We start from the raw sequence: 25,683 nt of genomic DNA on the forward strand, positions 1-25,683 counted from the left end.
TCACCCACGATCGGAAAACACCATTAGGCTGCCGATCAAAGAGGAGGGAGCATGGTTGAAGTTCTCGCAGCAGGTGGTCTGATCACCGCTCTGTTGCTCGCCTTCTGGCTTCTGCTGGATTCCGATGATGACAACGGCGGTGGCGGCTTGATGGAGCCCGCACTTGTTCCCATTCCTGTCCGTCACACAAGGCGCTGATCTGCAGCGTTCTCACAACGCTTTTTAATTCCTTCATTGGATTGACCACCCACCGCGATTGCGGCGGGTGGTTTTTTAATGGGGGCCAGCAGGTTATTGAAATTGAATATGATTCTCAATTCATTGATTGGCCCTTGACTCGACCGTGAGCAGCGATCCCTTCGCGATGCCTGGCGTCCTTCGTGAGGCCACCCATCCCCGGGCGTCCAGCGTGCTGTCGGGTCGGCTTCTACTGGTCGCAGGCGCCGTGTTGATCGCGGCCTTGGCGCTTCTCCCCATCGCCGGACTGCTGCGTGAGGGCCTGCTCGGACTAACCCGTGGCAATGCCAGTCTCGGCCCTGATGGATTGGCGCAGGTACGCGGCACGGTGACACTGCTGCTTGGCACTGCAAGCCTTGGGGGTTTGGTGGGCACCGCCAATGGTTGGCTTCTGGCCAACTGCCGGTTCCCCGGTCGCCGCTGGTTGCGGATCGCCCAGCTGCTGCCCCTGGCAACACCCTCCTATCTGCTCGCTGCCACATTGATAGACCTAGGCAGTCTCTACACCATTCACATCCATGGGATGGGATGGGGAATCGCGGTGATGGGGCTGACGACCTATCCCTATGTCTTCCTCCTGAGCACAGAGAGCTTCAGCATCAGTGGACGCCGTCAGCTTGAGGCCTGCCGATCCCTGGGTGTTGGCCCTTGGAGCAGCTTTAGACGGATCGCCCTTCCCATGGCCCTTCCGGCCATTGGCGCAGGCATCGCGCTGATGGGCATGGAAGTGGCCAACGAACTGGGTGCCGTGCAGCTGTTGGGCATTCCCAGCCTTTCGGCAGGCATCCTGCAGGCCTGGCAGATTGATGGGAATGCCACCGGTGCGGTGGGGCTGGCCCTCATCACGCTCTGCATTGTGCTGATGCTTCTGGTGGGCGAACGCTGGCTGCGTCGACGCAGTCGCCGCTGGTCGGAGGGCGTGGCAGGTGGAGAATCTCCGGCCTGGACACTGCAGGGAGGACGGGCGGTCATCGCCCAGTGCCTGGGAGCCTTGCCACCGTTGATCAGTCTTGGCATTCCACTCACCTGGGCAGGGATGAACGCTGAGCAACTCACGAGAGGATTTGAACCTGAGCTTGTTCTGCTCACCGTTCGCAGCCTGGGCCTCGCCCTGGCCGCCACCCTGCTGGCGGGTTGCGCCGCTTTGCTGCTCTCGATCGCCAAACGCTGGAGTCGATCCCACTGGCTGAGAAGTGTCACCTTCCTCGCTGGAATGGGGTACGCGATTCCTGGTGCTGTACTAGCGCTAGCCCTCCTACTGCTCGGAGGCCCCTGGCAGCTTTCACCGATCCTCCTGCTGCTTTGGGGCTACAGCGATCGATTTCTAGCCGTCAATAAAGGAAGCCTCGATGCAGCCCTCGAGCGCCTCTCACCAAGCCTCGATGAAGCGGCCACAGGACTGGGTCTGCGCTGGCCGGCCGTGCTGAGAAGGGTGCATTTCCCGCTGCTTCGTGGGCCCATCCTGGCGGGGGGATTGCTGGTGTTTGTGGACACCGTGAAAGAGCTTCCACTGACATGGGCCCTGCGCCCCTTTGATTTCGACACACTGGCCGTCCGGGTGTACCAGTACGCCGGCGATGAGCGGCTTGCGGCAGCACTCTGGCCTGCACTGATGATCCTGACTCTGGGGCTGCTGGCGGCCTCTGCCCTGATACCTCGACTCGACCGGGATGTGAAGCCAACCTCCTGAGAGATCAAGGTGCGACGCAAGGGCAGCCACGACTTGAGCGTCAACTTGCCGATTCAGCAAGCAAACGATCAGCGCGTGCTCCAGCGGCAGCGAGCACATCAGCAAGGGTGACCACCAACCGATAACTCAGGGCAACGGCCAACAATCCTGCTTCTGGCACGGATAGACCCAATCGCAGCAGCAAGACAGCCTCAAAAACACCCAGGCCTCCTGGGGCCGCTGGAACAACGAGCCCGGCGGCCCAGGCCAGGGAAAAGGCCGCCATCCAGCTTCCAGGTGACAACACAGCCCCCAGATCAAACACCTGGACGCAACACCAGAACCCCGAGAAGCGGGACGCAATGAACAGCAATTCAGCCGCGAGTGGAGTCCAGGGGTAGCCCCGTCGACCACTGCCAAGCTGCTCTGGCGGCGGCAAAGCCTCGAGACCGGGTTCGGCCTGATTCAGCTGCCTCAGTCGACTGCGCTCCAGGCGACACAGCAGAGGCTCTCGCCACCGAGGAAGCAACAGAAGCGCAGGCAGCGGCGCCAACAGCACCAACCCGTTCTGCCATCCGCCCACCGGCAACCAGAGCACTGCAGCCACCGCCATCAGCATTGGCTCCAGCAACACAGAAACCAGCGCGGGGCCCGTGCCGATAGAAGGCCCCAGTGCTCGCACACGCCTCAGGAAATGCCAGACCCCGCCCGGCAGATATTTCAACAGGTTGCTGCTGAGATACAGGGGCACCAGTGGCACCGGGCCGGAGCCATGCCCCAGCCATGCCACCAGAACTTTCCAGGCGAGGGCGTTGACCACCAAGCTCAGCCAGCTGAGCCCCAACCCCGTGACCAACCACCACCAACCACGGGCTGAAATCGAGAGTTCACGCAGACCTTGGGCATGGCCCGCCAGAGCCCATCCCACGAAACCCAGGGTGAGCAGAGTGACCCAGAGTTTCAGGCCACCAGGGAGCGTTTTGGTCAAACGGGTCTGGAGTCGCTTCAGCATGTCCAGTCCTCCTCAGGGCGAAACGGCAGGCCCGACGCGCGCAGCGTTTGTCGGAGCAATTCCGGTGAGAGGCCTTCCCGATCAGCCAGCAACTGAAGCGCATCCTGCTCGGGTTTGACCACCAGGGTTCCATCCGGCTTCATGGTCTGTTTGGCGGCAAGAGCACCCCAGGGAGTCTCCAGGGAGCCACAGCGACGGGGCAGCACCCAGCGGCCCTGCCGACGTTCACGCACACCAAGGGTGGGACTCGCCGTCCACCAGATCTGCCGCAGGCGCTCAGCCGAATCGGGAAGCACCAAGGCCGTCACCGACGTGCCGGGTCGACCTTTCTTCATCTGGAGCGGCGCTGAGGCCACATCCACAGCGCCCGCATCCCGGAGTTGCTCACACAACCAGGCAATGGCTTCAGCGGATGCGTCATCGATCCATGCTTCCTGAACCGTGAGCTCCTGCCAGCGCGGTTGATGGAGGGCCACTGGCGAACGGGGTTGCATCCGGATCAGCCGCAGCAGGTTGGGACGATCCAGCTGGCGATGACCCAAACCGATCCCAACGGACTCGGGTTCCAGCACAGACGGCCAAGCGAAGTGATCGGCCAGCACCGTCATCAAGGCCAAACCGGTGGGGGTTGTCAGCTCGGTTTCCGGCCAGTCATCCCCGCTACGCAGCGTCACACCGTGGCGTTGGGCCAGCTCCAGCACCGCCGGTGCTGGCACCGGCAACACGCCATGGGCCGTGGACACCGTGCCGCGGCCGGATGGCGGGGGCAAACAGCGGACGGAATGAGGCTGCAGATAATCAAAGGCAGCACAGACGCCGACAACATCCACAAGGCTGTCGATGGCACCCACCTCGTGGAAATGCACCTTTTCCGGAGCCATGCCATGAACTGCGGCTTCGGCTTCCGCCAAGTTGGAAAACACAGCAAGCACTGTGTCTCGGAGAGAGGGCTTCAGCTCAGCCGTCAGGATTTGCCGGCGCAGGTCACCCCAGTGGCGATGCGCTGGATCAGGCTCCAGTGCATCCACCTTGAGCCGCAGGCCTCGCAAGCCACCACTTTGGGCCTCTGACACATGCAACGCATAGGCGGCGCCGAGACCCAGACGCTGGAGTGGTGCATGAATCTCGGAAGCCGGAACACCCAGATCCAAGCAAGCAGCCAGAAGCATGTCCCCGGCAAGCCCGGTCGGACAATCCACCAGAAAATCAGCTGAAACTGCCGTGGTCATGCCGGCTCCGGGTCCAGCCCCTCCAGCAGCCGCTCCGCCACACCATCCAGCTCATCCAATCGCTTCTTCAGCATCTGCTCCACTTCGCGCCGGGCCCGACGTTGCTCCCGCTGCGCTGTTGCCACATCTTGTCCCGACAAGCCCCAGATCCGACCCAACAAGGCGCGGTCATCGGCGCCACCCCGCGCTTCTCCCTCCAGCAGGGCTTCGGCCACCATTCCTGCCTGCAGCACACGGCTCCACCGGCGTAGATCCTCAAGGGGCAGCCTCACCTGCTCCGGCAGATCGAATTCCGTCGCTCCGTTGCAACGCAGACCGGCCTCCAGACAAGCGCGCGTTCCCACCAGGACCCGTCGAACCGCCAGCTCCTCCTGCTGAGCCACCAACCAGTGCCCCGCTTCGTGGCGTGCCACCCGGCGTAGACGGGACCGACCACCGGGCAGGGCTTCGGCCAGAAGGTGCCCGCCCATGCCCTCCAGCTGAGAGGCATCAACGGTGAGACCAAGCAGTCCCCCGCCAATGAGTAAGGCAATCCAGGCCGGAGACAGTCCGATCAGGGGGCCGAACACCGCAAGGCCGGTGCAGCCAGCCACTGCAAGACCAGCAGTGGTTGAAGACACCGGTGAAGGGTTCATCCGTTGTGTGCCGGCCTGTTGCGAGCTCCCGCCCCGGCACCACCTCGGCGGGATGCCCCACCACGACCTTTTCCGCCTCGGGTGGGCATGGGGGCGATCACCTCTACCGACTCCACCTGCAGCACCTGGTCCTGACGTCGGACATCCAGACTCACAAAGTGACGCAGATGGGCCAGCTCTACGTCACCACTCAGCTGAAGCTTGAAGGGCAGCGGCTTGAAACCGTCCGCCCGTGGCAGCTGGCGCACTTTGATCACCAGTTCGGAGGATTCGGGCTTGGTGTAAATGAGCTCACCACGAATGGAGAAGTAGTCGTCCCCTTCTGGAAGCTGATCCACAGTGGGATCTACGGCCTCGACGTCATCCCGGGAGGCTGCCAGCGTGCTGGGTTCCCAGATGCCGGCGATCTGGAGATGCAATTGACCGGCTTCCCGACAGCGGGGATACACAACCCAAAGGTGCGGCTGGCTCATATTGAGATGCCGACGCATCAATGTGAGCATCCGTCCAAGCACGACGGCTTCGAGCTCTTGGCCGTCTGCGTCCACGAGGTGCCCGCGCGTGGGCTGGTCCTCGGATTCAGGTTTGAAAATCCCTCGCACGACACCGATGGCCCGGTACTGCAGCGGTTCGGTCACCGCGGGGATGGGATGGTCGCGCATCAGTTTCAAGGGCATCCACTGGCCCGCAGCAACTGTAACCAGCATCGGGATGCTGGCTTCAGCCAGTCAGGCGAGACCCGAATCAGGGCTGGTTGAACTCCTGCAGAGCCGCGTCGATGGCATCCACCGGGTCCGTGGCGTCGTTCATGGACGTGGCCTGGCGGAGACGCTGCATCAGCTCCATGGGATTGGTGGCATCCAGCACCGATCCCTGCCGTTTCGCGTCAGGGAGCGTATTGAAGATGTCGCGATCCTCGTTGGTTTCAAAGGGGCTCTGAGCCGTCAGCATTGACTGGGCCATGACTGCAGGGGCGAGCCAAAGAGCCGTGGCACTGCAAACCATCACAACGGCTGCGGACACGCGTTGAACAGGCATGGTTTCGGCTCAGCGGACGTGCCTGATGCTAAGGGTCACACTTCTTGCCCGAAAGGATCTGTGCGGATCGCCAGCTGGAATGTCAATTCGGTGCGAACCCGGTTGGACCATGTGCTGGCTTGGCTGGACCGAACTGATGTGGACCTGTTGGCTCTTCAGGAGACCAAGGTCGACGACCCTCTGTTTCCTCTCGAGCCGTTCCAGTCGAGGGGGTACGAGGTGAGCATTTACGGCCAAAAGTCTTACAACGGCGTCGCACTGATCAGCCGTCACCCCCTGGAGGATGTGCGGGTGGGCTTCAGCGGAGAGCTGCAAAACGATGCCGCCGCCATTGAGCTGAGCGAACAGAAGCGGGTGATCAGTGCCCTAGTGGATGGAATCCGAGTGGTGGATCTCTACGTCCCGAATGGATCAAGCCTGACTTCAGAGAAATACGGCTACAAGCTGGCGTGGCTGGGTTGCCTCGAGCGCTATCTGCGTCAGCTGGAAACGCGGGACGAACCCCTGTGTGTGGTCGGTGATTTCAACATCGGCCCGGAGGAGAGAGATCTGCATGACCCCGGACGTCTCACGGGGGGGATCATGGCCACCGATGCCGAACGCAACGCCCTGACGCAAGCCCTGGGAGCAGACCTCAAGGATGCCTTTCGCCTGTTCGAATCCGGCACCGACCACTGGAGCTGGTGGGACTACCGCAGTGGGGCCTGGAACCGTGATGCCGGCTGGCGCATCGATCACATCTACCTCAGCAGTGACTTACAGGAGCTGGCTCGCAGCTGCAACATTGATAAACAGGAACGTGGACGCGAACAGCCCAGTGACCACGCGCCGGTCGTGGTGGATCTTGCCTGGGAAGACGACGATGAGAGCGACGAAGACAGCTTCGCGTTTCAGTAGACCACCACTTCATCGGGAAGCGCTGCGGCCTGGTTTTTCAACTCCACATAGCGCCGCTGAGATTCACCACAGGTGCGTGGTGTCGGGAAGATCTTTCCGGGATTGGCACGCCCCTCAGGGTCGAAGGCCGAACGCAGCAAACGCATGGTGGCCAGATCGTCCGAGGAGAACATCCGATCCAGGAAACAGCGCTTGTCGCTGCCAACTCCGTGCTCACCGGAGATGCTGCCGCCTGCATCAAGACACAACTCCATGATCGCGGCTCCGAGTGCTTTGACCCGCTCATTCACTCCAGGTTCGGAGGCGCGATAAAGAATCAGAGGGTGAAGGTTGCCGTCGCCGGCATGAAACACATTGGCGACAACCAGACCCCGTTCTTCACTGAGCCTGTCGATCGCGGCAAGCACCGAAGGAAGCGCCGTCCTGGGAACCACCCCATCCTGGAGGTAGTAACTGGGGCATTGGCGTCCCAGAGCCGAGATGGCGCTTTTGCGACCTTTCCAGAGGCGGGCGCGCTCAGCGTCATCCCAGGCTTCGCGCAAGCCGCCTGCACCAGCCTCCCGACACAGGGCACTGGTGAGAGCGACGGCCTCTTTCACTTCCTGGGTCTGACCGTCCAGTTCGATCAGCAACACGGCTCCGGCATCACCTGGGTATTCCTCTTGTTCGAAGGCCGCATTGACGGCTGCAATGCAGGTGTGATCCATGATTTCCAGCCCAGCAGGCAACACCCCTGCCTGGGTGATCCTGCGCACGGCATCTCCCGCCGCTTCCATCGAAGGAAAGTCCGCCAGCAGCACCGCCACATCCTGAGGCGCACGCAGGAGCCGCAAGGTGATCGCCGTGGCGATGCCGAGCGTGCCTTCGCTGCCGATGAAAGCTCCGCGTAGATCGAGCGCGGCGCTGTCGGAGAGATCGCTCCCCAAGCGCGTCACTTCCCCGTCGGGAAGCACCACCTGCATCGAAAGGACATGGTTGCTGGTGACGCCATATTTCAGGCAATGGACGCCACCGGAGTTCTCCGCCACGTTGCCGCCGATGCTGCAGATCACTTGGCTGGAAGGGTCAGGGGCGTAATAAAAGCCATCGCCTGCAACGGCCCGAGACACCCAGCTATTGATCACACCGGGCTCCACCGTGATCGTCTGATTGGGAAGATCCACGGACAGAGGATCCGGCGCATGCGACTGGTGATGACCAGCAGCGCCTCCTCTTCGACCAGTGCCCCACCCGACAGGCCGGTTCCACTGCCACGCGCCACGAAAGGAATGCCGCGCGCGTGACACGCCTTGAGCACGGCCGCCACCTGTTCAGTGCTTTTCGGCAGCACCGCCAAGGGCGGACTGTTCCGATCCATGGTGAGACCGTCACAGTCGTATACAAGAAGCTCTTCGCGTCGGCAGACGATGTCGCGGGGGGCCAGAAACCGCCTCAGGTCCTGCTCAAGCGCCGCCCAGTCGTGGACCAAAACCGGTCTGAATCACTGGAACAACCATGACATCGAAAGGCTCTGAAACGCGTCTTCGTATACAGATCAGCCGATTTGGGTCGTTCTTGGGTCAGGATGTTGCACGGTTTGCATCAGCCCTTTGGCTTCCGCCCCCGTGACAGCACCAAGCTTGAACACCACCCGCTCCCAGGAGCTCTTCAATGCAGCCCAGGCTCTGATGCCCGGCGGCGTGAGCTCACCCGTGCGCGCGTTCAAGTCGGTGGGAGGCCAGCCAATCGTTTTCGATCGCGTCAAAGGGCCCTACGCCTGGGACGTCGACGACAACAAATACATCGACTACATCGGCAGCTGGGGGCCAGCCATCTGCGGCCATGCGCACCCTGAGGTGATCAGCGCCCTGCAGGAAACCCTCGAAAAAGGCACGAGTTTCGGTGCCCCCTGCTCCCTCGAGAACACCCTGGCCGAAATGGTGATCGACGCGGTCCCCAGCGTCGAGATGGTTCGCTTCGTGAATAGCGGCACCGAAGCCTGCATGGCCGTGTTGCGACTGATGCGCGCCTACACGGGTCGCGACAAGGTGATCAAGTTCGAAGGCTGCTACCACGGCCACGCGGACATGTTCCTGGTGAAAGCAGGCTCCGGTGTGGCCACGCTCGGGCTGCCCGACTCTCCCGGTGTGCCCCGCAGCACCACCGCCAACACCCTCACCGCTCCGTACAACGATCTGGAAGCGGTCAAGCAACTCTTCGCCGAGAACCCCGACGCGATCGCCGGGGTAATTCTTGAGCCGATCGTGGGCAACGCCGGTTTCATCCAGCCGGAACCTGGCTTCCTCGAAGGACTGCGTGAGCTCACCAAGGAACACGGCGCCCTGCTGGTGTTCGACGAAGTGATGACGGGCTTCCGCATCAGTTACGGCGGTGCCCAGGCCCATTTCGGCGTGACTCCCGACCTGACCACCATGGGCAAAGTGATCGGTGGCGGACTGCCTGTGGGTGCTTACGGCGGCCGTCGCGAGATCATGGAGATGGTGGCTCCTGCAGGTCCGATGTATCAGGCCGGCACGCTCAGCGGTAACCCCCTGGCCATGACGGCCGGGATCAAAACCCTTGAGCTGCTGAAACAACCCGGTAGCTACGAGAAGCTGACAGCGACCACCGAGAAGCTGGTGGCTGGCATCAAAGAGGCCGCCGCATCAGCAGGTCTGCCGATCACTGCCGGCAGTGTGAGCGCCATGTTCGGCTTCTTCCTCTGTGAAGGTCCTGTCAGGAACTTCGAAGAAGCCAAAGCCACCGATTCTGAACGTTTCGGCAAGCTGCATCGCGCCATGCTCGAGCGCGGTGTTTACCTGGCGCCATCAGCATTTGAAGCAGGCTTCACCTCCCTGGCCCACTCCGATGCGGACATCGAGAGCACAATCCAGGCCTTCCGTGAGAGTTTCGCCGCTGTCGCCTGAACTCTCGAGTCAGCCTGAACCGCTTCCATGCCCCTCCATCCATTCGTCAGTCTGGAAGCGGTTCCAAAACTGTTTGCATCAGCCCTCGCACTCGCATCGAGTGCCGTTTTCGCACCACCGGCTCGAACGGGCCCGATTCAATCTTTACTGGGGCTGCCCGAGTGGGCTGACCTGAGCGTCACGGTCACAGCCCAGCCCATGGTGGGCGTCGTCGGTGGTGATCAACCCGGCGCCAGCAATTGGTATCAAGCGGTGAGCCTGGGGCTGTCCCTGAGCAGCGGGTTCGGGAAAGACCAAGACAATTGGAGCGAACTCGATCACTGGCAGCTGAATGTCGAGGTCACCAGCGACGCCGGCAACCCAAATCTGAACACAGATCTGGGATCCGCCTTCACCCTCCAGACCCTGGTCAACCCCGTCGGCACCTGGCTCACCGAGGCAAGCGTTGTCAGAAATCGGGGCCGTGGATGGTGGGAAGCGGAACTGGGGCTGATGTCGCTGGAGCCCGTCATGACCGGTGAGCCTGGCTTTGTGGCCGCTCCAGTGATGAGCAGCTATTTCAGTTCAGTGTTCAACAACACCATGAATCTGCTGGTGGTGGGCATGCCCATCGATCCCTTTGTGGCACCCGGTCTCAAGGTGAAAGCGCATTCCGAATCACTCGGAAGTCTTGGCTACGGCTACTTCTATTTGAATCCACAGACGACTATTGCTTCCAGCCTGGGGGCCAATCCAGGCATCCCCGAGGTGCAGGGAGCAATGCAGGCGCTTCAGTGGACCCGAAATCCACTGCCATCACGAACCGATCTATCGAGACCGATTTCTCTGCGGGACACCCAGGCGAGCGTTCCCCGGCAATTACCCCTACCTGAACTGCAACTGGGCGGCTATCTGACATCCACGCGCCTGTTGAGCGATGACGCAGATGCGCTCGGTGAAGGTCGCAACCGCGGCATCTATGGATCCATCACCTGGCCACTGGACCTGCCGGTCGGCCTCGACAGTCGCCTTTGGGCCGCAGGCACAGTCAGCCTTGACCCAGAGAACAACCCATACCCGACCTACGTTGGCGGCGGCTGGCTCACCCAAGGTGTTGTTCCGAGCCGCCCACGGGACGTCGTCGCCCTCGGTCTCCAACGCACCAGTTTCAGCTCAACACTGAGTCCTGGGAAAAGCTACGAGGCCACGATTGAACTCAACTATTCGATTTACGTTTCCGACATGCTGCAAATCCAGCCAGTCATGCAGTGGATCATCAATCCTGGAGGCCTGGGCAACACACCTGGGATCTGGGCTGGCGGCATTCAACTCAATTTGAATCTTTAAAGAACGCGATTCAATCGACTCACAGCAAGCGACAAACATGTTGAATGCTCAAGCAAGCTCAAAGAAGAAACCATTAAACAAAAATGCAAAATCTTAAGCGAAATACTCGAACGACTGACGCAATACGTGCTCAATAACAACCATGCCCCAAATCACTGACTGGGACAAGCTCGCATCGCTCATCATCCCAAAGAATGAAAGAAAAACATGTCGCTATTTGAGAGAGATAAAGCCTATTGACGCTGCCAAACTTACTTGCGTTAGCCAGATGACAAGCACGCAATCGATAATTAGGAATTCTTTCAGACAAATGGTGAATATGATGGTAAGCAATATCAGCGGTAAACCAATTCAAAAGGCGGGGCATCTGAAGAAAAGAAGATCCTTCGATAGCACCCCTGAAATAACTCCATTTTTCCTCATCGCTAGCGTACGATCCTGGGAAATTGTGCTGAACAAAAAACACTGCGATCATCAAAGCAGCACTAACACTCATAATCAGAAAGTACAGCACAAAAAAGTGCCAAAATCCAATGACCCGGCCAATCAGATACCAAGCACCAAAGAGCACAATTGTATTCGCTAACGCATCATAAGCCTCTTCCTTGACGTAGAAGAATTTCGAATCATATCTCGTGAAAAACGAACGACTTCCAGTGGCCCTGCCAGAAATTACTTCAATTGCTTTACCACCCAGACCCTTGACAATAAATTCGCCAATCCCAAGAAACAACGTCACTCTGGGCTTAATTACGAGGTAGTAAAAACCTCCAGGAAACAACAACACAGGATGACGAAGTGCTCGATAGCAGCCTTTTAAAAAATTACTCTTTTCTTGATAATTTCTGACAGTGGTCAAAGCAGAAGGACCACGATATCGATCCCAATTTCCATTGTATTTATGGTGAAAATCATGCCCTCTCGACCAAGGGTAATGAGGCATAGCATGGAAAATACTTAGAACAAATGCCGCAACCCTGTTTGCACTCTTTGAGCGGAAAAGACTCTGATGACCGCAATCATGCATCAAAGAGAAACTTCGACTCAAAAATAAAATAACGAGTACAAAAAAGAGCAAAGAAAGTGCGGCAGAAAATATACTTAAAGACTGAGTGAAATGCGATAATGCAATGCAACAAACAATCAATGGAATAATTGTATTGGCCAATTGCCATGCAGCAATTCTGTCATCGCTAACCATGTACGGCTTGATACTGAGATCAATCCTCCTGAGATTCTTCACCGGAGACCTGGAAGTCGTCGAATCGATCAACAGCCGAAAGCAAAGTTGCGCCAGAAATCGCTCTGGCCATCCTGTATAGCACCAATTGAGACGCTACCGACTTCAAATGCTCCAAAGAAGCATGCCTAGCCCAATCAGAGCCGACACCAAACCGCTTAGTCCTCTCTTAACGAGGCAACCATGGAAAAACTTGATCTAATGGCTATCAATTACGAACGCCATGCAATCCCAGCCCATTATTGTCAACGATAATTCTCAAACTGAAGGGGCACATCGAGCTCATCTTCTTTTGAACGGAGCAACTGGATTGCTTGCTGCAGATCATCTTTGTTTTTACCCGTGATCCGCAAGCTTTCACCTTGAATCGCAACCGTCACTTTTTTCAGCTCATCGCGCACCATCTTGCTCATTTTCTTGGCAAGTTCCTGGCTAAGACCTTTTTTAAGCTTTACGGTCTGCTGCACGCGATTACCGCCAACTGTTTCTGCTGACTGAAAATCAAAGATCTTGAGCGACAAATTTCTTTTGGTTGCTTTCGCCCGAATGATGTCCTCAACGGCCTGAAGAGTCATATCGCTCGCCGTGGTAATGACGACAGCTGCCTCCTCAAGCTCAATCTCAGTGGCTGAATCCTTGAGGTCGTACCGCTGAGAAACATCACGACGCACCTGATCAAGCGTGTTCACCAGCTCCTGACGATCAAAGTCAGACACCACATCAAAGGAGTATGAAGCCATCGAAAACGTCCAGATGATTGAAGGCTAGCAATCGCCTTCCGATTGCTCTCTGACCATGCAGATGCCCTGGATGCAGGCTCCAATGAGCCTTCGCATCCCTGGACAGTCGATCTCTATCGTTTGAGCCCCCTTGAGATCGGTCGTGAACATCATGGATTGGCTGACACAGACTCCTGCTGCTCCCTACGCCTGGTCGCTCGTGCTGTCAGGAGCTGCTGTGATCGCGAGCATCATTCCCTTGGGTGCTGCTCGCTCTCAGGCTGACTTCACCATGGACGACATGAAAGCGCCCAGGGCCATGTTCGAGCGCCTGCCCGCATGGGGGCAACGGGCCAGCTGGGCGCATCAGAACAGCTTTGAGGCCTTCACTTTGCATGCGCCAGCAGCGCTGCTCGCCTTGATTGCCGTGCTTCAGGTGGGAGAACTGCCCGGCCTGGCGGTTCCAGCCGCACTGCTGCAACCGCTGCTGCGTTTCGTATATCTCCCCGCCTATGTCGCCAACATTCCGCCCCTGCGCGGCCTGTGCTGGGCCGGAGCACTGCTGTGCACCGGCATTCTTTACAGCGAAGGACTTAAGGCCCTGCTCATCGCTTAAGACTTCGACTGCTGGAACTGCTTCAGCGCCGCAATCAACGAAGCGGGTGACTGGGGATCCACCATCAACACACTGCCAGCAGGGGAATTCGCCATCTGCTGGCCCATGGCCATCCAATCCTGAGCCAGCATCAAGCGAACGGCTTCCTCTGCTTCGGGACTTTCCGCCAGGGCTTTGGCCATCACCCTGGCAGCGTCTGATTTGGCCTCAGCCAGCACGCTCTGCTGATTGGCCTGAGCCTCAGCTTCCAACATCAGCGCTTCCTTCTGAGCACGCGCATCAAGGACCAGAGCTTCAGCACGACCGCGAGCCTCATTCAGCTGGGCTTCTTTTTCACCTTCCGATCGCAGAATCGCGGCCCGCTTTTCGCGTTCCGCAGTCATCTGCGCCTCCATCGCCTGCTTCACACCGGGAGAAGGATTGATATCGCGCATCTCCACCCGCGTCACCTTCACACCCCAGGGATCCGTAGCCTCATCCAGTTCTTTGAGCAGCAATTCGTTCACTTCACTGCGGGTCGTGAACGTCTGATCAAGATCCAGTTTTCCCATCTCCGCACGGATCTGCGTGAGCACGAGATTCACCATGGCCGCCTGCAGATTGTCAACGGCGTAATACGCCTGAGAATGCTCCAACAACTGCCAGTAGACGACTGCATCCACTTCGATGGAGACATTGTCCCGGGTGATGCACAACTGAGGGGGAATATCCAGCACACGTTCCTTGAGTGATTCATGGCTCACCACCCTCTCCACAACGGGAATCACGATGGAAAGACCAGGCTGCAGCTGACGATCGAATTTGCCGAGACGTTCCACCAGCCTTGATCGCCCGCCACTGGTGACTTTCACACTTCCGCTTCCCAGCAGCGCGATCAGAATCAAAGCCGGCAGACTTAGAAAGGCTTCCATAACGAGAGGGTGTCTGCTGGGAACGTAGCCCCCAAAGTGGAGCAAGCAAACCAACCCGTCATGACATCCCTTTGGATTCCCCTGATCTGGTTGCTGGTGGCGGGATTGTTGTTGGGAATCGAACTGGTGTCCCCCAGTTTCGACGGCTTGATGTTTGCAGCCTTCGCGGGGTTGACCGTCTCGGTGCTGACAGCTCTACTGCCCCTTCCGATCTGGCTGCAAATCAGCCTTTTCGTGTTGATGACAGTGCTGGGAACACTTTGGCTGACACGCTGGTCAGCCAGACGCACGCCACGACCTGGCCGGCGCCGATTGCGGGAAGACACCGCTGAAGTGCTGGATGCCATCGCGCCTGGTGGGGAGGGCCGTGTGCGCTGGCATGGGCAAAGCTGGGCGGCGCACTCCCTCGACATCGAAACCCTCCTAAAGCCTGGGGATCAGGTGATGGTGATGGGGCGCGACGGCACAAGGCTGCAGGTGTTGCCCACACTCCCCCAGCTTTGAAGCTCAGTCAAAGAAAAGCAGACTCACAACTTTGCCCATGTCCTCAGCATTCCGACAGCTGGCCAGCAGCGTTTCGCTGTCGTGGAAGGCGAAACAGATCAGTTGATCGCAACGACTGATGATGTCTTGATTGCAAAGGCTGCTGGCCATGGGCAGCGGCAAATCATCGTGCTCAGGTTTCTCGATGAGATGCAGGACCTGTTCCAGTTGATCGCGAATCTCGACCCCCTGACGACTAAGGCTTTGGGGCAGCAACACCGTGAGCTTGGCGGGATCCACGGCGAGAACACCGCGAATGACAGCAGCATTCACGCCTTGGGCCCCTGAGGTGACCAGGGAATGCCCCTCTTGGGCCAGAGAGCGGGCAATCAGTTCGATCAAATGAATCGCGACCACCGGAACGTGGCGGCTGCCGAGAATGGCAATTCGCCGCTTGCCCTTGTCCTGCAGAAGGGCCAGTTCCTGAGCAAGTGTGTCCACCCTGTCGAGTGCAGGCAGATCAAGTGACTGGCTCAATGACTACCCGCCGCTGTTCATAAAAACTAGCAGTGATGAACCCTGTCGGAGCCATCAATTTGAGGGAATCGCCAAGGCGTCGAAGCCGACAGCCTTAAAGAGGTCATTCAAGCGGCAGTGTTCTTCGACCAGGCGGAAGGCGTAGGTCGCCTTCACCGCCTCATGCAAACGCACATGACCGAAGGCCTGCTCAATCACTTCAACGGTGCCGAGGGTGTCCTGTTCAACCTTCAGCAAGGGCACCTCCAGCTCATCAGCGCGACTGATGAGCTGTGGAAGTGGATCACCCGCACCAGTGAGGATCAGACATTGCGTTGAAGCTTCCAGCGCCGCCAGCTGAATGTCGGTGCGATCCGCACCGGTAACCACTGCCATGTTGCGGCGACGCCGGAAGAATTCCATGGCGGAATTCACATTCATCGCACCGATGCTCAGGGTCTCGACCAGAAGATCGAGCTTTTCGCGACAGCACAGCACTCGCGCATCCAGACGTCGCACCAGCTCGCCAACCGTGACGCTGCGCAGCAAAGGAGAGCGTGGCATCACGCCAAACACCTCGATACCAAGCGCCTGCAATGCAGGAACCACGTTCCGTTCAAGGCTCTCGACGTCATCCGGCGTCACCGCATTCAGCACCACACCACGCAGACGCTCGCCGAGTTGCTGCTGTGCAGCCAACAAGGCATCCACGCTGCGACTGTCCTCCCAGAGATGCACAAGCACCACAGGAGCATCCAGGTCTCGGGCCAGCTGCACAAGGCTGAGGCCGTACAGCAGTCCTTCATGCAGGCTGCCCGCCGCTTCCAGCAGCGTGATGCCGCTGTCTGGCTGCTGCAGGCTGGAACGCAGCTGATCAAGACCGTCACCTGCCGACAGCACTCCATCGGCAAGCCTTTGCTTTCCCGAATGGGCCGAGAGCAGATGCAGAGAGGGCAACAGATCCTGCTCCTCCAACCCGAGGGTCTCCCCGACGAAACGCACGTCGTCATCAATCAGAGGGGATGGAGGCGTTCCCGCTCCAGGCTCCCAATCAAGGCTCGTGGCCAGCGGTTTGCCAAACAGGACCCTTGCACCAGCTGAGCGAAGATGCCGCGCGATCCCGAGAACAAGCGCGGACTTACCGCTGAAGGGTTCACAGGATCCGATCAGCAGGGTTGAGCCCATTCGGGAGAACTGATGTCAGTTCTCACAATTTAAGGGGGACTCTCGTCAGGATTCCGCTCCAACAACAACCATCGCCAGAACGCATCCGGTAGATCGCGGGGCTCCGCAGCCTCCACATCCATCAACCACTGCACCAGGCGATGGGCAGGACAAGCAAAGCGGTAGGGCTCTTGCTGGACATCCGAAAGAGCCAGCTGGCAGCTGCTGGTCTCCAGTGGGGATCGGGTGGGCGACCAGTCCAAGCGGAATCGGTGAGACCTGGCATTACTGAGTTGTCGCTCACCCTGAAACTGCCCGATTGCAAGCCAATCAAGCGCGCGCCTCAGCGCATCTTCCCGCCGGCGACCACCGCAGTAAGGAGCAAACAGGGCGAGTTGGGCATCTCCAGACGGGCTGGACAACGTCATACCGTCGAGCTGTTCCAAGCATGCCCAAGCTCACCGAAATGGCCCAGTCCTCGTCCAGGACCGCAAGTTCCCGATCCGGTGCCGCGGCCTCTGGCTGGGACGGACGTCGCGTGGGGATCACAGGAGCCGGAGGCGAACTGGGCCGGGCCTTGACCCGTTGTTTCAGGGAACGAGGAGCCCATGTTGTAGCCCTGAGTCATCGACCGGAACCGTCGGAACGCGATGCGAGCGCAGGCCCCCATTCCTGGGTCCGCTGGAGCTGCGGTGAGGAAGATGCGCTGGATGCAACCCTGCGGGATCTTGACTTGCTAGTGCTGAACCATGGCATCAATCCCGGTGGGGATCAATGCCCCGACAGCCTGAGCCTGGCGATCGAGGTGAATGCCATGAGCCACTGGCGGCTTCTGCAACGTTTTGAGCAATTGCACAGCATCACAGCAACAGGATCGAAGCCTCCTGAGCTTTGGGTCAACACCTCAGAAGCGGAGATCCAGCCTGCCCTCAGTCCTGCCTATGAACTCAGCAAGCGCCTGATCGGCCAGTTGGTGAGTTTGCGTTGGAGTGCCCCTGCAAAAGAACGCAACGGCTTACCTCGATTGCGCAAATTGGTGCTGGGACCGTTTCGTTCCGACCTCAACCCCATTGGGGTGATGTCGGCGAGCTTCGTTGCCAATCAGATTCTTCGGCAAGCGGACATGGGACTGCCGCTCATCGTTGTCACTCCCAATCCGATCACCTGGGTGGTGATGCCATTCACGGAACTCGGACGACTGATCTACAACCGAATTTTCAGAGTCAGTCACCCCGATCCGTGAGGATCTCGCAACCGTCGGACGTCACCACGATCGTGTGTTCCCATTGCGCGGAGAGGCCTCCATCGCGAGTGACAACGGTCCAGCGATCCTTAAGGGTCCGGCAGGCCTTGCTACCGGCATTAAGGATGGGTTCCACCGCCAGGGTCATCCCTGGCCGCAACGTCACGTTGGGAAGAGCATCGGTTCGGAAATTGAACACCGAGGGTTCCTCGTGAAGATTCCGGCCGACGCCATGACCGGTGTAATCCTCAACAACGCTGAACCCGCCCTCCAGAACGCGGTCTTCCACGGCACCGGCGATGTCGAGCAACGTGTTGCCGGGACGGATCTGCGCCAGACCTGCCATCAACGATTCCTGGGCCACACGGCTGAGGACAGCCGCTTCTTCGCTCACGTCACCAACGCAGATGGTGACGCAGCTGTCGCCGTGGTAGCCGTCAAAGAAGGCACCCGTATCGACTTTGAGCAGATCACCGGCGCGAATCACCCGTTTGTTGCTGGGGATGCCGTGCACCACTTCGTCGTTGATGCTGGCGCAGATGCTGGCGGGGAACCCGTGATAGCCCTTGAAGCTGGGTGTGGCACCCATTTCGCGGATGCGGCGCTCGGCATAGGCATCCAGATCGCCCGTGGTTTGCCCCGGTTCAACCATGGCGATGGTCTCCTTGAGGACCGTGGCCACAATGCGACTGGCCTTGGCCATGATCTTCAGTTCTCTCGCTGACTTGATCTCCACGCCCCGACGCTGCTGAATGCGGGGCCCAGTGGCGGTCACGCTGCCATTTTTTGTGGAGGCAAGCAGATCAGCGAACAAGTTCATCGGCGATTCCTTCGGGCAGTCCCGACGTCCTGCTGTCACGCTATCAATCGTGAAGGGCAGATGACAGTGGCGCTGTTAATCGTTCGGTTGCGACGCTTGCATCGATGGGTGGCACCGTTTGTGATGCTGCCACTGCTGACCAGCGTGATCACCGGCACTGCTTACCGCGTGCTGCGCGACTGGTTTGGCGTGAGTCGCGACGATGCGCACTGGCTGATGAGCGTTCACGAAGGTGAATGGCTGGGACCGCAGCTGGAGCCTGTCGTCGTCGTTCTCAATGGCATCGGCGTTCTGTGGTTGATCGTCACGGGCGGCAGCATGGTGCTGCAGTCCTGGCGATCAAGCTGGAAACAGCGCTCAAAGAAGGGTGAGCCGGCAGGGTAAGCTGGTTGTTTGGCGTGATTACCCGGAGCTGGGATGGCAGCGGACCCGAAAGAAACATCTGCGCAGGACACTGCAGAAGCAGTGGCCACTGACAGCGAGACCCCCAAGGCCGCTGCTACCGCCGCCAAGGCTGAGCGCCTGAGCCCTGCTGATCTCATCAGGGAGTTCGAGCACGCTCAGCTGAAGAATGATCTTCCCGACATTTACGTGGGTGACACCGTCCGAGTGGGCGTGCGCATCAGCGAGGGCAATAAGGAGAGAGTTCAGCCCTATGAAGGCGTCGTCATTGCCAAGCGCCATGGCGGAGTGAATCAAACCATCACCGTTCGCCGGATTTTCCAGGGCATCGGCGTGGAACGGGTGTTTATGCTTCACAGCCCGCAGGTTGCCTCCATCAAGGTGGAGCGCCGCGGTAAGGTACGGCGGGCGAAGCTTTTCTATCTGCGGGAACGGGTGGGCAAGGCCACCCGCGTGAAGCAGCGCTTCGATCGCTGAGGCTTCGGCCTCGTTCAATCCAATGCCATCGCTTCGGTGATGGTCGAGGGGTTCATCGCCTTGCGCCGTTAGTTCAGTTGGTAGAACGCAGGTCTCCAAAACCTGATGTCGGGGGTTCGAGTCCTCCACGGCGCGTCCGATGGCCCCTTCTGCAGTTTCCTGATTTCGAGCATGGAGTTGGATCTTCAACCTGGTGATGTGGTCAAGGTCCTCGAATCCGCCGCTCTCGGCTGGGTTCGTGCCCGTGTGATCCGCGTTAAGTCTGGTGGACGCGTTGTCGTCCAAAGCGATCAAGGTCGTGAATTCACTGCCCGCGGCAATCAGGTGCGCTTGATTGAACCAGCAGGCTTTAGGCCCTGACGGCAGTCAACACTGACAACAACGATTGCTGTTGACGTGAATTTTTTTGAGCCCGGCAGGACCTCTGCCGGGTTTTTTTATGAAAGCAGCTGCAATTCCGGGTAGGCAGAAGCCTTCTCCGCCAGACGCGAGCGCAGCGCAGCCAGCAACGCTTGAATCTTCGGCTGCTCCCTCAAGCCTCGGCAGATCAACAAACTTTCACCACTGCTCAACCCCAGATCAAAATTGAGCGGCACAAGCCCAGGCATCACTTCAAGAGCCAGACAGCTGGCATAGGCCAACGTGACTTGATCCTCGGTGCGTCCTTGCCAGAGCTCGGGCCGATAACGCTTCATCCTCGATGGCGTAGTCCAGAGACCGTGACGGCGCAGGGCCGCCTCTGTCTGCGGGAACAACCCGCTTGGCAACGCCAAACTCGGGAAACAAGCAAGGTCCTCCTGCGTCAGATGGTCCCGTTGTGCAAGCGGGTGATCCTCGCTAGCCACTAAAAGCACGGGCGTCCGGCAGAGATCAATCACCTCCAGCAAATGATCGGATTCGGGCAGATCGGGCTGATAGCTGCCTATCCAAGCGTCAATCACACGCTCTCGCAGCAGCTGAAGCGGCCGGACCATTCCGACGTGATCCCAACAACCACCTGTCCAACCTTCTGGGAGGGGATCAGCCAAGACTGACGAAGCCCAGAAATTGGCCTCGAGCCTGCACTTCATGTTGGACGACAGCATGCGATGCAACTGGTGCACACCGCGTTCCATCTGCAGCAAGGTCTGATCACCCTGCAATTGCCATTCCCCGGCATCCCTGACCATCGTCAGGTCAAAACAACGCAGCGTTTCACCATTACGACGGGAAATGGTGCTCTGGGCGCAATGCAGGCGCGACGCCGCGGCCTCGCCGGAACGCAGCCAAAGCTGCAGATCGAGCATTGCCAGATCGTCGATCCCGACCATCTCTGAGATCGTTCCCACCCGTTGTGCAATTTTTAAGCTGACAACTAAGTGCGCACAAGCGATCTCACGCTTTTACCCGATGACTGCATAACCCGTTCATGCGCCGTGATGTTGACGAAGGGCAGGGCTGAGGTCGATACTTCACTCGTCGCGATCGCGACACAGGTCAGCTCCCAACCGAGCCGTTGGCGATGCAGCACCTGGGACCGTAGTTCAATTGGTTAGAGCACCGCCCTGTCACGGCGGAAGTTGCGGGTTCGAGCCCCGTCGGTCCCGTTTTCAACCCATCCGACACCGCATGGTTCGCGTTCGTCTGGCACCCAGCCCAACGGGGACGCTGCACATCGGAACGGCACGAACAGCCGTTTTCAATTGGCTTTACGCCAGAAAAGAGGGCGGATCCTTTCTTCTGCGCATTGAAGACACCGACAAGGAGCGGTCCAAACCGGAATTCACCCGCAACATCCTTGAAGGTCTGCAATGGCTTGGGATCGACTGGGATGAAGACCCCGTGATCCAGAGCGAGCGAGTGGATCAGCACCGAGCGGCGATCCAAGCGCTGCTCGAGAACGGCCTCGCCTATCGCTGTTATGCCAGTGAAGAAGAGCTGGAGGCGATGCGCGAAGCCCAGAAAGCTTCCAATCAGGCGCCGCGATACGACAACCGTCATCGCAACCTCACGCCAGAGCAGGAAGCCGCGTTTCAGGCCGAAGGACGGGAGGCGGTCATCCGCTTTAAAATCGATGACGACGCTGAGATTCTCTGGAAGGATCTAGTGCGCGGACCAATGCGATGGCGCGGCGCCGACCTCGGTGGCGACATGGTGGTCGCCCGACGGGCACCCGCTGACCAGGTCGGTGATCCGTTGTACAACCTGGTGGTGGTGGTGGATGACGCAGCGATGGCCATCACCCATGTGATCCGCGGAGAAGATCACATCGCCAACACCGCCAAGCAGCTGCTGCTTTATGAAGCCCTTGGTCTGGCAAAGCCAACGTTCGCGCACGCGCCGCTGATTCTCAATGCCGAAGGCCGCAAGCTTTCGAAACGCGATGGAGTGACCTCCATTAATGACTTCCGCAGCATGGGCTACACGGCAGAAGCCATCGCCAACTACATGACCTTGCTGGGCTGGTCTGTACCGGAAGGAATGGAGGAACGCTTCACCCTGCAACAGGCAGCGGAGGTGTTCAGCTTCGATCGCGTCAACAAAGCTGGAGCCCGCTTCGATTGGGACAAACTCAACTGGCTGAATGGTCAGGTGCTGCATGCTCTGCCGCCAGAGCAGTTGCTCCAGGACGTGACGCCGCTGTGGACATCAGAGGGATGGTTGCTGCCAGAGGATCAGAGCTGGGCTCTGGCCCTGTGTGAACTGCTGGGTCCATCGCTCACGCTGATCAAAGACAGCGTCGAACAGGCATCACCCTTCTTTGTCTGTCCAGAGCTCGAAGACGATGGTGTGAAGCAACTCGCTGTCGAAGGTGCCAAAACTGCGATCTCCCATCTGCTGACCGCTTTGGAAGCCAAGCCCTGGGATGGGCTCGACACCAGCAAAGCTCAAGCGATGCTCGGCGACGCTGCCAAAGCGGCGGGCGTCAAGAAAGGGGTGATGATGAAATCCTTGCGAGCTGCGCTGTTGGGTCGTCTACAGGGACCCGACCTGATCACCACCTGGTCATTGCTGGCCCGAATCGAGCAAGACCTCCCCCGCCTCAGGCGCTGTCTGGACTGAGGAGTCACCATCCTCCTGCGTCAACCCAAGTGCTTTGGCCAGCGGTTGGGCACTCAGCCCCTGCAATCCCACTGTCATCAGGATCGTCAAAAAAACCAGACCCTGGAGGCGGCCGGCCCCGAGAACACCCGCCTGTTCCAACCGGATTGCGAACAGGGATGCAACAGCTGCGGTGACGATCCCCCGCGGTGCCAACCAACCCATGAACAGGCGCTGACGCCAGTTGAGCGGCAATCCCATGGTGGACACACCAACGGCCACAGGACGCACCAGCACCATCAGCACAAGCACGCAGCTGATACCACCCCATCCCAGTGGACTGAGCTCAGCCCAGGACACGTCGGCCGCCAGCAGTGGGAACAACATCGTGATGGCCAGACTCGCCAGTTCACGGATCAATTCATCCAACTGAGCAGCCTGGGTCGAAGGACGACGCCCCACCACCACGCCAGCAGCCACCGATGCAGGCAGACCGGATTCGGGCAAAAGCCACTCACAGATCGAGAACATCAGGAACAGGACGCCCAGCGTGATCTGCAGACGCAGCCCCACCGAGTGCTCCGGTGGAAGGCGCCGCAACACCTCGGACAAAAGCCAGCCCACAGCCAAACCGATCAGCACCCCTCCACCGAGTCGTGACAACAGACCAATGGCAAGGCCTTTCCAGCCATAGAGGTCACCCAACAGCTGCTCCAGCAGCAGCAAGGCCAAGACAGCACCGATGGGTTCCAACACGAGACCTTCCGCCTCGAGCACATCGCCCAGAGGCGAGGCGAGTCGGATCTGCTGCACGATCGGGGTCACTACCGTGGGGCCGGTAGACAGCACGATTGCGCTGTAGACCGCGGAGAGTGACCATCCCAGGCCGGCCAACCAATGGGCCGCCAACATGGCAGCGCCGAACGACAACACCAGGCGCGCGAGGGAAATGCGCAGCACAGTGGCCTTGATCGTGTCCCCAGGAAGGCGCAGGTTCAGGCCACCGTCGAACAGCACCAGGCTGACCAGCAGCCCAACAGTTGTTTCCAGCCCGAGGCCAAGGTCAAGAGGTTCGACCAGTCCCAAACCGGAGCGCCCGATCAACAGGCCGGACAGCAGCAGCAGCACAACAGCCTGAAGCCCCGACAAAGCAGCCAGCAGACGTGCGCCAGCACCGGCAAAGACCGTGATGCCCCAAAGCAATCCGAGCCTGTCAGGCGTCATCGATCGAGGCGTATTGCGGTTCCACACGCACGCCGATCACCGCGTCAGGACGGATCACGAGATATTCACCTTCAAAATCCCCCAGGGGAACATTCACGAAGGCCTGACCACTGCCACCGTTGACAAGCCCCTGATACCAGTCCTGAAACGTGTCGAGCGTAGGGAAATGAACCACCTCCGTCTGGCCTCCTGACAAGTGGAGCGAAATGCGATAGCGACGGGGGGTACGTGTCATCAGCGAACCGTACAGGTCCAGGGTATGGGTGAACTTCCACCCGAAACATAGAGAGGATGACGCGGTTGCCCGCTTCGCGTGGTTCCGATGGCCAGCGGGGCCGTCCCTGCAAGACGGTGCACCAGCGACTGCTTCAGCATCTCCACCACTTGCTGATCCCGTTGGTGCAGACCACCGGCGGCACCCCAGCCGAGCCAGAGATCCCAACCAGGGTGGGATGCCCAACCCTGGAACCAGCCCTTCAACACCCGGTCGTTGTCCTTGCCGACCGGATCGGCACACCGGCGCAGGGCCACGGGAGCCGGTGAGATTCGAGCGAAAAGATTGAGCACGACAAGCTGATGATGCCCCCAGGTCCTGGCGAATCCCTGCAGACGCCGAAGGGTTGGATCGTCACGGCCTGCATCCGCGCGAGAAGGATTCAAGCCCAGAAACAGCAGCACGCGCCGATGGTCATCGTGAGCGGGTGTTGACACCACACGCTGCAACTCCCATCGGTACTGACCGCAGGCGCTGAAGGAGGCTTCAGACCTCCAGCAGGTCACAAGCAGCCTCAAGAATCCGACCACTGGCCTGGCCATCACCGAATGGATTCACCGCACGGGCCATCTGGTCATAAGCCTCAGGATCATCGAGCAGCAGCGAAGCTTCACGGGCAATCGACGCACTATCCGTGCCAATCAGCCGAGCAGTTCCTGCATCCACAGCCTCGGGACGTTCGGTGGTTCTGCGCAGTACCAGGACGGGCTTGCCGAGGGCCGGGGCTTCTTCCTGCAGACCGCCAGAGTCGGTGAGCAGCAGCGTGCATCCCTTCATGGCCGCCACCAGACGGTCGTAATCAAGCGGCTCGGTAAGCACGACCCTGGGATGGTCGCCGAGAAGAGCCTGCAGGGGCTCACGCACCGTCGGATTGCGATGAAGCGGAAGCAACAAGACTGCATCCGAATGACTGTCGAGCACCTGACGCATGCCCGCCGCAATGCTGTTCAGGCGGTCACCCCAGTTTTCGCGCCGATGCACCGTGGCCAGGATCACCTTCTGATGCGCCCAGTCGATGGGCAGATCGTCGAGCGATGGGGCTTGGTCGGCCATGCGCAGCAAAGCGTCGATCACGGTGTTTCCCGTCACCATCACCCGACCCACCACGCCGGAAGCCTTCAGGTTGTCGTGGGAACGCTGGGTTGGGGCGAAATGCAGCTGCGACACCTGTGAAATCAACCTGCGGTTCGCTTCCTCTGGGAAAGGATCCAGCAGGTTGTCGGTCCGCAGGCCAGCTTCGACGTGGCCGACGGGAATCTGTTCGTAAAAAGCCGCAAGAGCAGCAGCAAACGCGGTGGTGGTGTCACCTTGAACCAACACCAATCCTGGTGGAAACGCCTGAAAATCGTCGCGGAGGCCCTGCAGCGCAGCACAGGTGACGTGCGTCAGTGTTTGACGTGGTGCCATCAGGTTGAGATCCTGATCTGCCTTCAAACGGAACAGATCCATCACCTGGGAGACCATTTCACGATGCTGCCCGGTGAGCACCACACGGGTGTCGATGGCATCAGAAGCGCGGAATTCCTGAATGACAGGCGCCAGCTTGATGGCTTCCGGACGAGTGCCAAGCACGATGGTCACGCGGGGCTTGGCAGCCATAGACAAAGCACTGGTGGCGGAATCT

29 protein-coding genes, 2 tRNA genes and 1 pseudogene are annotated in these 25,683 nt (G+C 59.4%); 14 read left to right on the top strand and 18 right to left on the bottom strand.

Annotated elements, in window-relative coordinates; all coding sequences use genetic code 11:
* The first annotated feature begins 51 nt into the window (after positions 1 to 51).
* Together SynNOUM97013_RS09630 and SynNOUM97013_RS09635 are read left to right on the top strand one after the other, a co-directional pair.
* Complete coding sequence (locus tag SynNOUM97013_RS09630; RefSeq protein ID WP_186479543.1) at positions 52 to 198, top strand: hypothetical protein; 147 nt, start codon at positions 52 to 54, stop codon at positions 196 to 198.
* A 166-nt stretch (positions 199 to 364) separates the two neighbouring features.
* Positions 365 to 1,927 (top strand): iron ABC transporter permease, encoded by a 1,563-nt coding sequence (locus SynNOUM97013_RS09635; RefSeq protein ID WP_186481561.1) that lies wholly within the window; start codon positions 365 to 367, stop codon positions 1,925 to 1,927.
* A 40-nt stretch (positions 1,928 to 1,967) separates the two neighbouring features.
* Here the strand turns inward: SynNOUM97013_RS09635 and SynNOUM97013_RS09640 are convergent, their stop codons facing one another.
* The 5 genes from SynNOUM97013_RS09640 to SynNOUM97013_RS09660 form a co-directional block, all read right to left on the bottom strand.
* Entirely contained in the window at positions 1,968 to 2,918 is a 951-nt protein-coding gene (locus SynNOUM97013_RS09640; protein WP_186479544.1) for a lysylphosphatidylglycerol synthase domain-containing protein, read from the bottom strand.
* Positions 2,912 to 4,147 carry a nickel pincer cofactor biosynthesis protein LarC gene (gene larC / locus SynNOUM97013_RS09645; protein WP_186479545.1) on the bottom strand — a complete coding sequence of 412 codons (1,236 nt, stop codon included), beginning with the start codon at positions 4,145 to 4,147 and terminating at the stop codon, positions 2,912 to 2,914. Before larC ends, SynNOUM97013_RS09640 begins: the two co-directional genes overlap by 7 nt.
* Positions 4,144 to 4,782: a hypothetical protein gene (locus tag SynNOUM97013_RS09650; protein WP_186479546.1), complete on the bottom strand. Its 639-nt coding sequence runs from the start codon at positions 4,780 to 4,782 to the stop codon at positions 4,144 to 4,146. Before SynNOUM97013_RS09650 ends, larC begins: the two co-directional genes overlap by 4 nt.
* Positions 4,779 to 5,444, bottom strand: coding sequence for a hypothetical protein (locus SynNOUM97013_RS09655; protein ID WP_186481562.1), 666 nt, complete (start codon positions 5,442 to 5,444; stop codon positions 4,779 to 4,781). Before SynNOUM97013_RS09655 ends, SynNOUM97013_RS09650 begins: the two co-directional genes overlap by 4 nt.
* 82 nt (positions 5,445 to 5,526) lie before the next feature.
* Positions 5,527 to 5,820: a hypothetical protein gene (locus tag SynNOUM97013_RS09660; protein ID WP_186479547.1), complete on the bottom strand. Its 294-nt coding sequence runs from the start codon at positions 5,818 to 5,820 to the stop codon at positions 5,527 to 5,529.
* A gap of 60 nt (positions 5,821 to 5,880) precedes the next feature.
* Between SynNOUM97013_RS09660 and xth the strand changes: the two genes are divergently transcribed.
* Positions 5,881 to 6,717, top strand: coding sequence for an exodeoxyribonuclease III (gene xth / locus SynNOUM97013_RS09665; protein ID WP_186479548.1), 837 nt, complete (start codon positions 5,881 to 5,883; stop codon positions 6,715 to 6,717).
* Here xth and SynNOUM97013_RS09670 read toward each other — a convergent pair.
* Positions 6,711 to 8,185: pseudogene (locus SynNOUM97013_RS09670) on the bottom strand (FAD-linked oxidase C-terminal domain-containing protein). The gene xth and the pseudogene SynNOUM97013_RS09670 sit on opposite strands and share 7 nt — an antisense overlap.
* A gap of 136 nt (positions 8,186 to 8,321) precedes the next feature.
* On the opposite strand from SynNOUM97013_RS09670, the gene hemL reads away from it, so the two are divergent.
* Positions 8,322 to 9,623 carry a glutamate-1-semialdehyde 2,1-aminomutase gene (hemL, locus tag SynNOUM97013_RS09675; protein ID WP_186479549.1) on the top strand — a complete coding sequence of 434 codons (1,302 nt, stop codon included), beginning with the start codon at positions 8,322 to 8,324 and terminating at the stop codon, positions 9,621 to 9,623.
* 27 nt (positions 9,624 to 9,650) lie between these two features.
* Positions 9,651 to 10,949 carry a carbohydrate porin gene (locus tag SynNOUM97013_RS09680; RefSeq protein WP_186479550.1) on the top strand — a complete coding sequence of 433 codons (1,299 nt, stop codon included), beginning with the start codon at positions 9,651 to 9,653 and terminating at the stop codon, positions 10,947 to 10,949.
* Positions 10,950 to 11,079: 130 nt separating this feature from the next.
* Here the strand turns inward: SynNOUM97013_RS09680 and SynNOUM97013_RS09685 are convergent, their stop codons facing one another.
* Positions 11,080 to 12,150 carry a fatty acid desaturase gene (locus tag SynNOUM97013_RS09685; RefSeq protein ID WP_186479551.1) on the bottom strand — a complete coding sequence of 357 codons (1,071 nt, stop codon included), beginning with the start codon at positions 12,148 to 12,150 and terminating at the stop codon, positions 11,080 to 11,082.
* A gap of 284 nt (positions 12,151 to 12,434) precedes the next feature.
* Positions 12,435 to 12,929 (bottom strand): YajQ family cyclic di-GMP-binding protein, encoded by a 495-nt coding sequence (locus SynNOUM97013_RS09690; protein ID WP_186479552.1) that lies wholly within the window; start codon positions 12,927 to 12,929, stop codon positions 12,435 to 12,437.
* 151 nt (positions 12,930 to 13,080) lie between these two features.
* Between SynNOUM97013_RS09690 and SynNOUM97013_RS09695 the strand changes: the two genes are divergently transcribed.
* Positions 13,081 to 13,524, top strand: a complete 444-nt coding sequence (locus tag SynNOUM97013_RS09695) for an MAPEG family protein (protein ID WP_186479553.1) — start codon at positions 13,081 to 13,083, stop codon at positions 13,522 to 13,524.
* On the opposite strand, the gene SynNOUM97013_RS09700 is transcribed toward SynNOUM97013_RS09695, so the two are convergent.
* The gene (locus SynNOUM97013_RS09700; protein WP_186479554.1) at positions 13,521 to 14,435 is read right to left on the bottom strand and encodes an SPFH domain-containing protein; all 915 of its coding nucleotides are present in this window, start codon (positions 14,433 to 14,435) and stop codon (positions 13,521 to 13,523) included. The genes SynNOUM97013_RS09695 and SynNOUM97013_RS09700 overlap by 4 nt on opposite strands.
* A 60-nt stretch (positions 14,436 to 14,495) precedes the next feature.
* On the opposite strand from SynNOUM97013_RS09700, the gene SynNOUM97013_RS09705 reads away from it, so the two are divergent.
* Positions 14,496 to 14,939, top strand: a complete 444-nt coding sequence (locus SynNOUM97013_RS09705) for an NfeD family protein (RefSeq protein ID WP_186479555.1) — start codon at positions 14,496 to 14,498, stop codon at positions 14,937 to 14,939.
* A gap of 3 nt (positions 14,940 to 14,942) precedes the next feature.
* Here SynNOUM97013_RS09705 and SynNOUM97013_RS09710 read toward each other — a convergent pair whose 3' ends face one another.
* From SynNOUM97013_RS09710 to ebsA, 3 genes are read right to left on the bottom strand one after another with little or no spacing between them, the layout of a single operon-like run.
* Positions 14,943 to 15,455 (bottom strand): DNA recombination-mediator protein A, encoded by a 513-nt coding sequence (locus tag SynNOUM97013_RS09710; RefSeq protein WP_186479556.1) that lies wholly within the window; start codon positions 15,453 to 15,455, stop codon positions 14,943 to 14,945.
* A 54-nt stretch (positions 15,456 to 15,509) separates the two neighbouring features.
* Positions 15,510 to 16,619, bottom strand: coding sequence for a phosphotransacetylase family protein (locus SynNOUM97013_RS09715; protein ID WP_186479557.1), 1,110 nt, complete (start codon positions 16,617 to 16,619; stop codon positions 15,510 to 15,512).
* A 29-nt stretch (positions 16,620 to 16,648) separates the two neighbouring features.
* On the bottom strand, positions 16,649 to 17,026 hold the full coding sequence (gene ebsA, locus SynNOUM97013_RS09720; RefSeq protein ID WP_186479558.1) for a type IV pilus biogenesis protein EbsA: 378 nt from the start codon (positions 17,024 to 17,026) through the stop codon (positions 16,649 to 16,651).
* A 20-nt stretch (positions 17,027 to 17,046) separates the two neighbouring features.
* Between ebsA and SynNOUM97013_RS09725 the strand changes: the two genes are divergently transcribed.
* Positions 17,047 to 17,841 carry an SDR family oxidoreductase gene (locus SynNOUM97013_RS09725; protein WP_186479559.1) on the top strand — a complete coding sequence of 265 codons (795 nt, stop codon included), beginning with the start codon at positions 17,047 to 17,049 and terminating at the stop codon, positions 17,839 to 17,841.
* On the opposite strand, the gene map is transcribed toward SynNOUM97013_RS09725, so the two are convergent.
* Positions 17,822 to 18,661 carry a type I methionyl aminopeptidase gene (gene map, locus SynNOUM97013_RS09730; RefSeq protein WP_186481563.1) on the bottom strand — a complete coding sequence of 280 codons (840 nt, stop codon included), beginning with the start codon at positions 18,659 to 18,661 and terminating at the stop codon, positions 17,822 to 17,824. The genes SynNOUM97013_RS09725 and map overlap by 20 nt on opposite strands.
* Positions 18,662 to 18,721: 60 nt before the next feature.
* On the opposite strand from map, the gene SynNOUM97013_RS09735 reads away from it, so the two are divergent.
* The 4 genes from SynNOUM97013_RS09735 (at position 18,722) to SynNOUM97013_RS09750 (ending at position 19,900) form a co-directional block, all read left to right on the top strand.
* On the top strand, positions 18,722 to 19,045 hold the full coding sequence (locus SynNOUM97013_RS09735) for a PepSY domain-containing protein (RefSeq protein ID WP_186479560.1): 324 nt from the start codon (positions 18,722 to 18,724) through the stop codon (positions 19,043 to 19,045).
* 33 nt (positions 19,046 to 19,078) lie between these two features.
* Positions 19,079 to 19,540 carry a 50S ribosomal protein L19 gene (rplS, locus tag SynNOUM97013_RS09740; protein WP_186479561.1) on the top strand — a complete coding sequence of 154 codons (462 nt, stop codon included), beginning with the start codon at positions 19,079 to 19,081 and terminating at the stop codon, positions 19,538 to 19,540.
* 62 nt (positions 19,541 to 19,602) lie between these two features.
* Positions 19,603 to 19,675 (top strand) — tRNA-Trp (locus SynNOUM97013_RS09745).
* A gap of 36 nt (positions 19,676 to 19,711) precedes the next feature.
* The gene (locus SynNOUM97013_RS09750) at positions 19,712 to 19,900 is read left to right on the top strand and encodes a hyperconserved protein Hcp (RefSeq protein ID WP_006043540.1); all 189 of its coding nucleotides are present in this window, start codon (positions 19,712 to 19,714) and stop codon (positions 19,898 to 19,900) included.
* A 77-nt stretch (positions 19,901 to 19,977) separates the two neighbouring features.
* Here SynNOUM97013_RS09750 and SynNOUM97013_RS09755 read toward each other — a convergent pair whose 3' ends face one another.
* Positions 19,978 to 20,850 carry a LysR substrate-binding domain-containing protein gene (locus tag SynNOUM97013_RS09755; protein WP_186479562.1) on the bottom strand — a complete coding sequence of 291 codons (873 nt, stop codon included), beginning with the start codon at positions 20,848 to 20,850 and terminating at the stop codon, positions 19,978 to 19,980.
* 202 nt (positions 20,851 to 21,052) lie between these two features.
* On the opposite strand from SynNOUM97013_RS09755, the gene SynNOUM97013_RS09760 reads away from it, so the two are divergent.
* Positions 21,053 to 21,126, top strand: a tRNA-Asp gene (locus SynNOUM97013_RS09760).
* A gap of 22 nt (positions 21,127 to 21,148) precedes the next feature.
* Positions 21,149 to 22,582: a glutamate--tRNA ligase gene (gene gltX / locus SynNOUM97013_RS09765; RefSeq protein ID WP_186479563.1), complete on the top strand. Its 1,434-nt coding sequence runs from the start codon at positions 21,149 to 21,151 to the stop codon at positions 22,580 to 22,582.
* On the opposite strand, the gene SynNOUM97013_RS09770 is transcribed toward gltX, so the two are convergent.
* The 4 genes from SynNOUM97013_RS09770 to wecB are packed head-to-tail and all read right to left on the bottom strand — an operon-like array spanning position 22,526 to position 25,658.
* Positions 22,526 to 23,785 carry a sodium:proton antiporter gene (locus SynNOUM97013_RS09770; RefSeq protein ID WP_186479564.1) on the bottom strand — a complete coding sequence of 420 codons (1,260 nt, stop codon included), beginning with the start codon at positions 23,783 to 23,785 and terminating at the stop codon, positions 22,526 to 22,528. The genes gltX and SynNOUM97013_RS09770 overlap by 57 nt on opposite strands.
* On the bottom strand, positions 23,775 to 24,020 hold the full coding sequence (locus SynNOUM97013_RS09775) for a hypothetical protein (RefSeq protein ID WP_186479565.1): 246 nt from the start codon (positions 24,018 to 24,020) through the stop codon (positions 23,775 to 23,777). Before SynNOUM97013_RS09775 ends, SynNOUM97013_RS09770 begins: the two co-directional genes overlap by 11 nt.
* Entirely contained in the window at positions 24,020 to 24,577 is a 558-nt protein-coding gene (locus SynNOUM97013_RS09780; RefSeq protein WP_255442721.1) for a DUF1643 domain-containing protein, read from the bottom strand. The genes SynNOUM97013_RS09775 and SynNOUM97013_RS09780 overlap by 1 nt, the downstream gene beginning before the upstream one ends.
* Complete coding sequence (gene wecB, locus SynNOUM97013_RS09785) at positions 24,546 to 25,658, bottom strand: non-hydrolyzing UDP-N-acetylglucosamine 2-epimerase (RefSeq protein ID WP_186479567.1); 1,113 nt, start codon at positions 25,656 to 25,658, stop codon at positions 24,546 to 24,548. Before wecB ends, SynNOUM97013_RS09780 begins: the two co-directional genes overlap by 32 nt.
* Between the last annotated feature and the right edge of the window lie 25 nt (positions 25,659 to 25,683).

This window comes from Synechococcus sp. NOUM97013 (assembly GCF_014279815.1).
Classification (GTDB): Bacteria; Cyanobacteriota; Cyanobacteriia; order PCC-6307; family Cyanobiaceae; genus Synechococcus_C.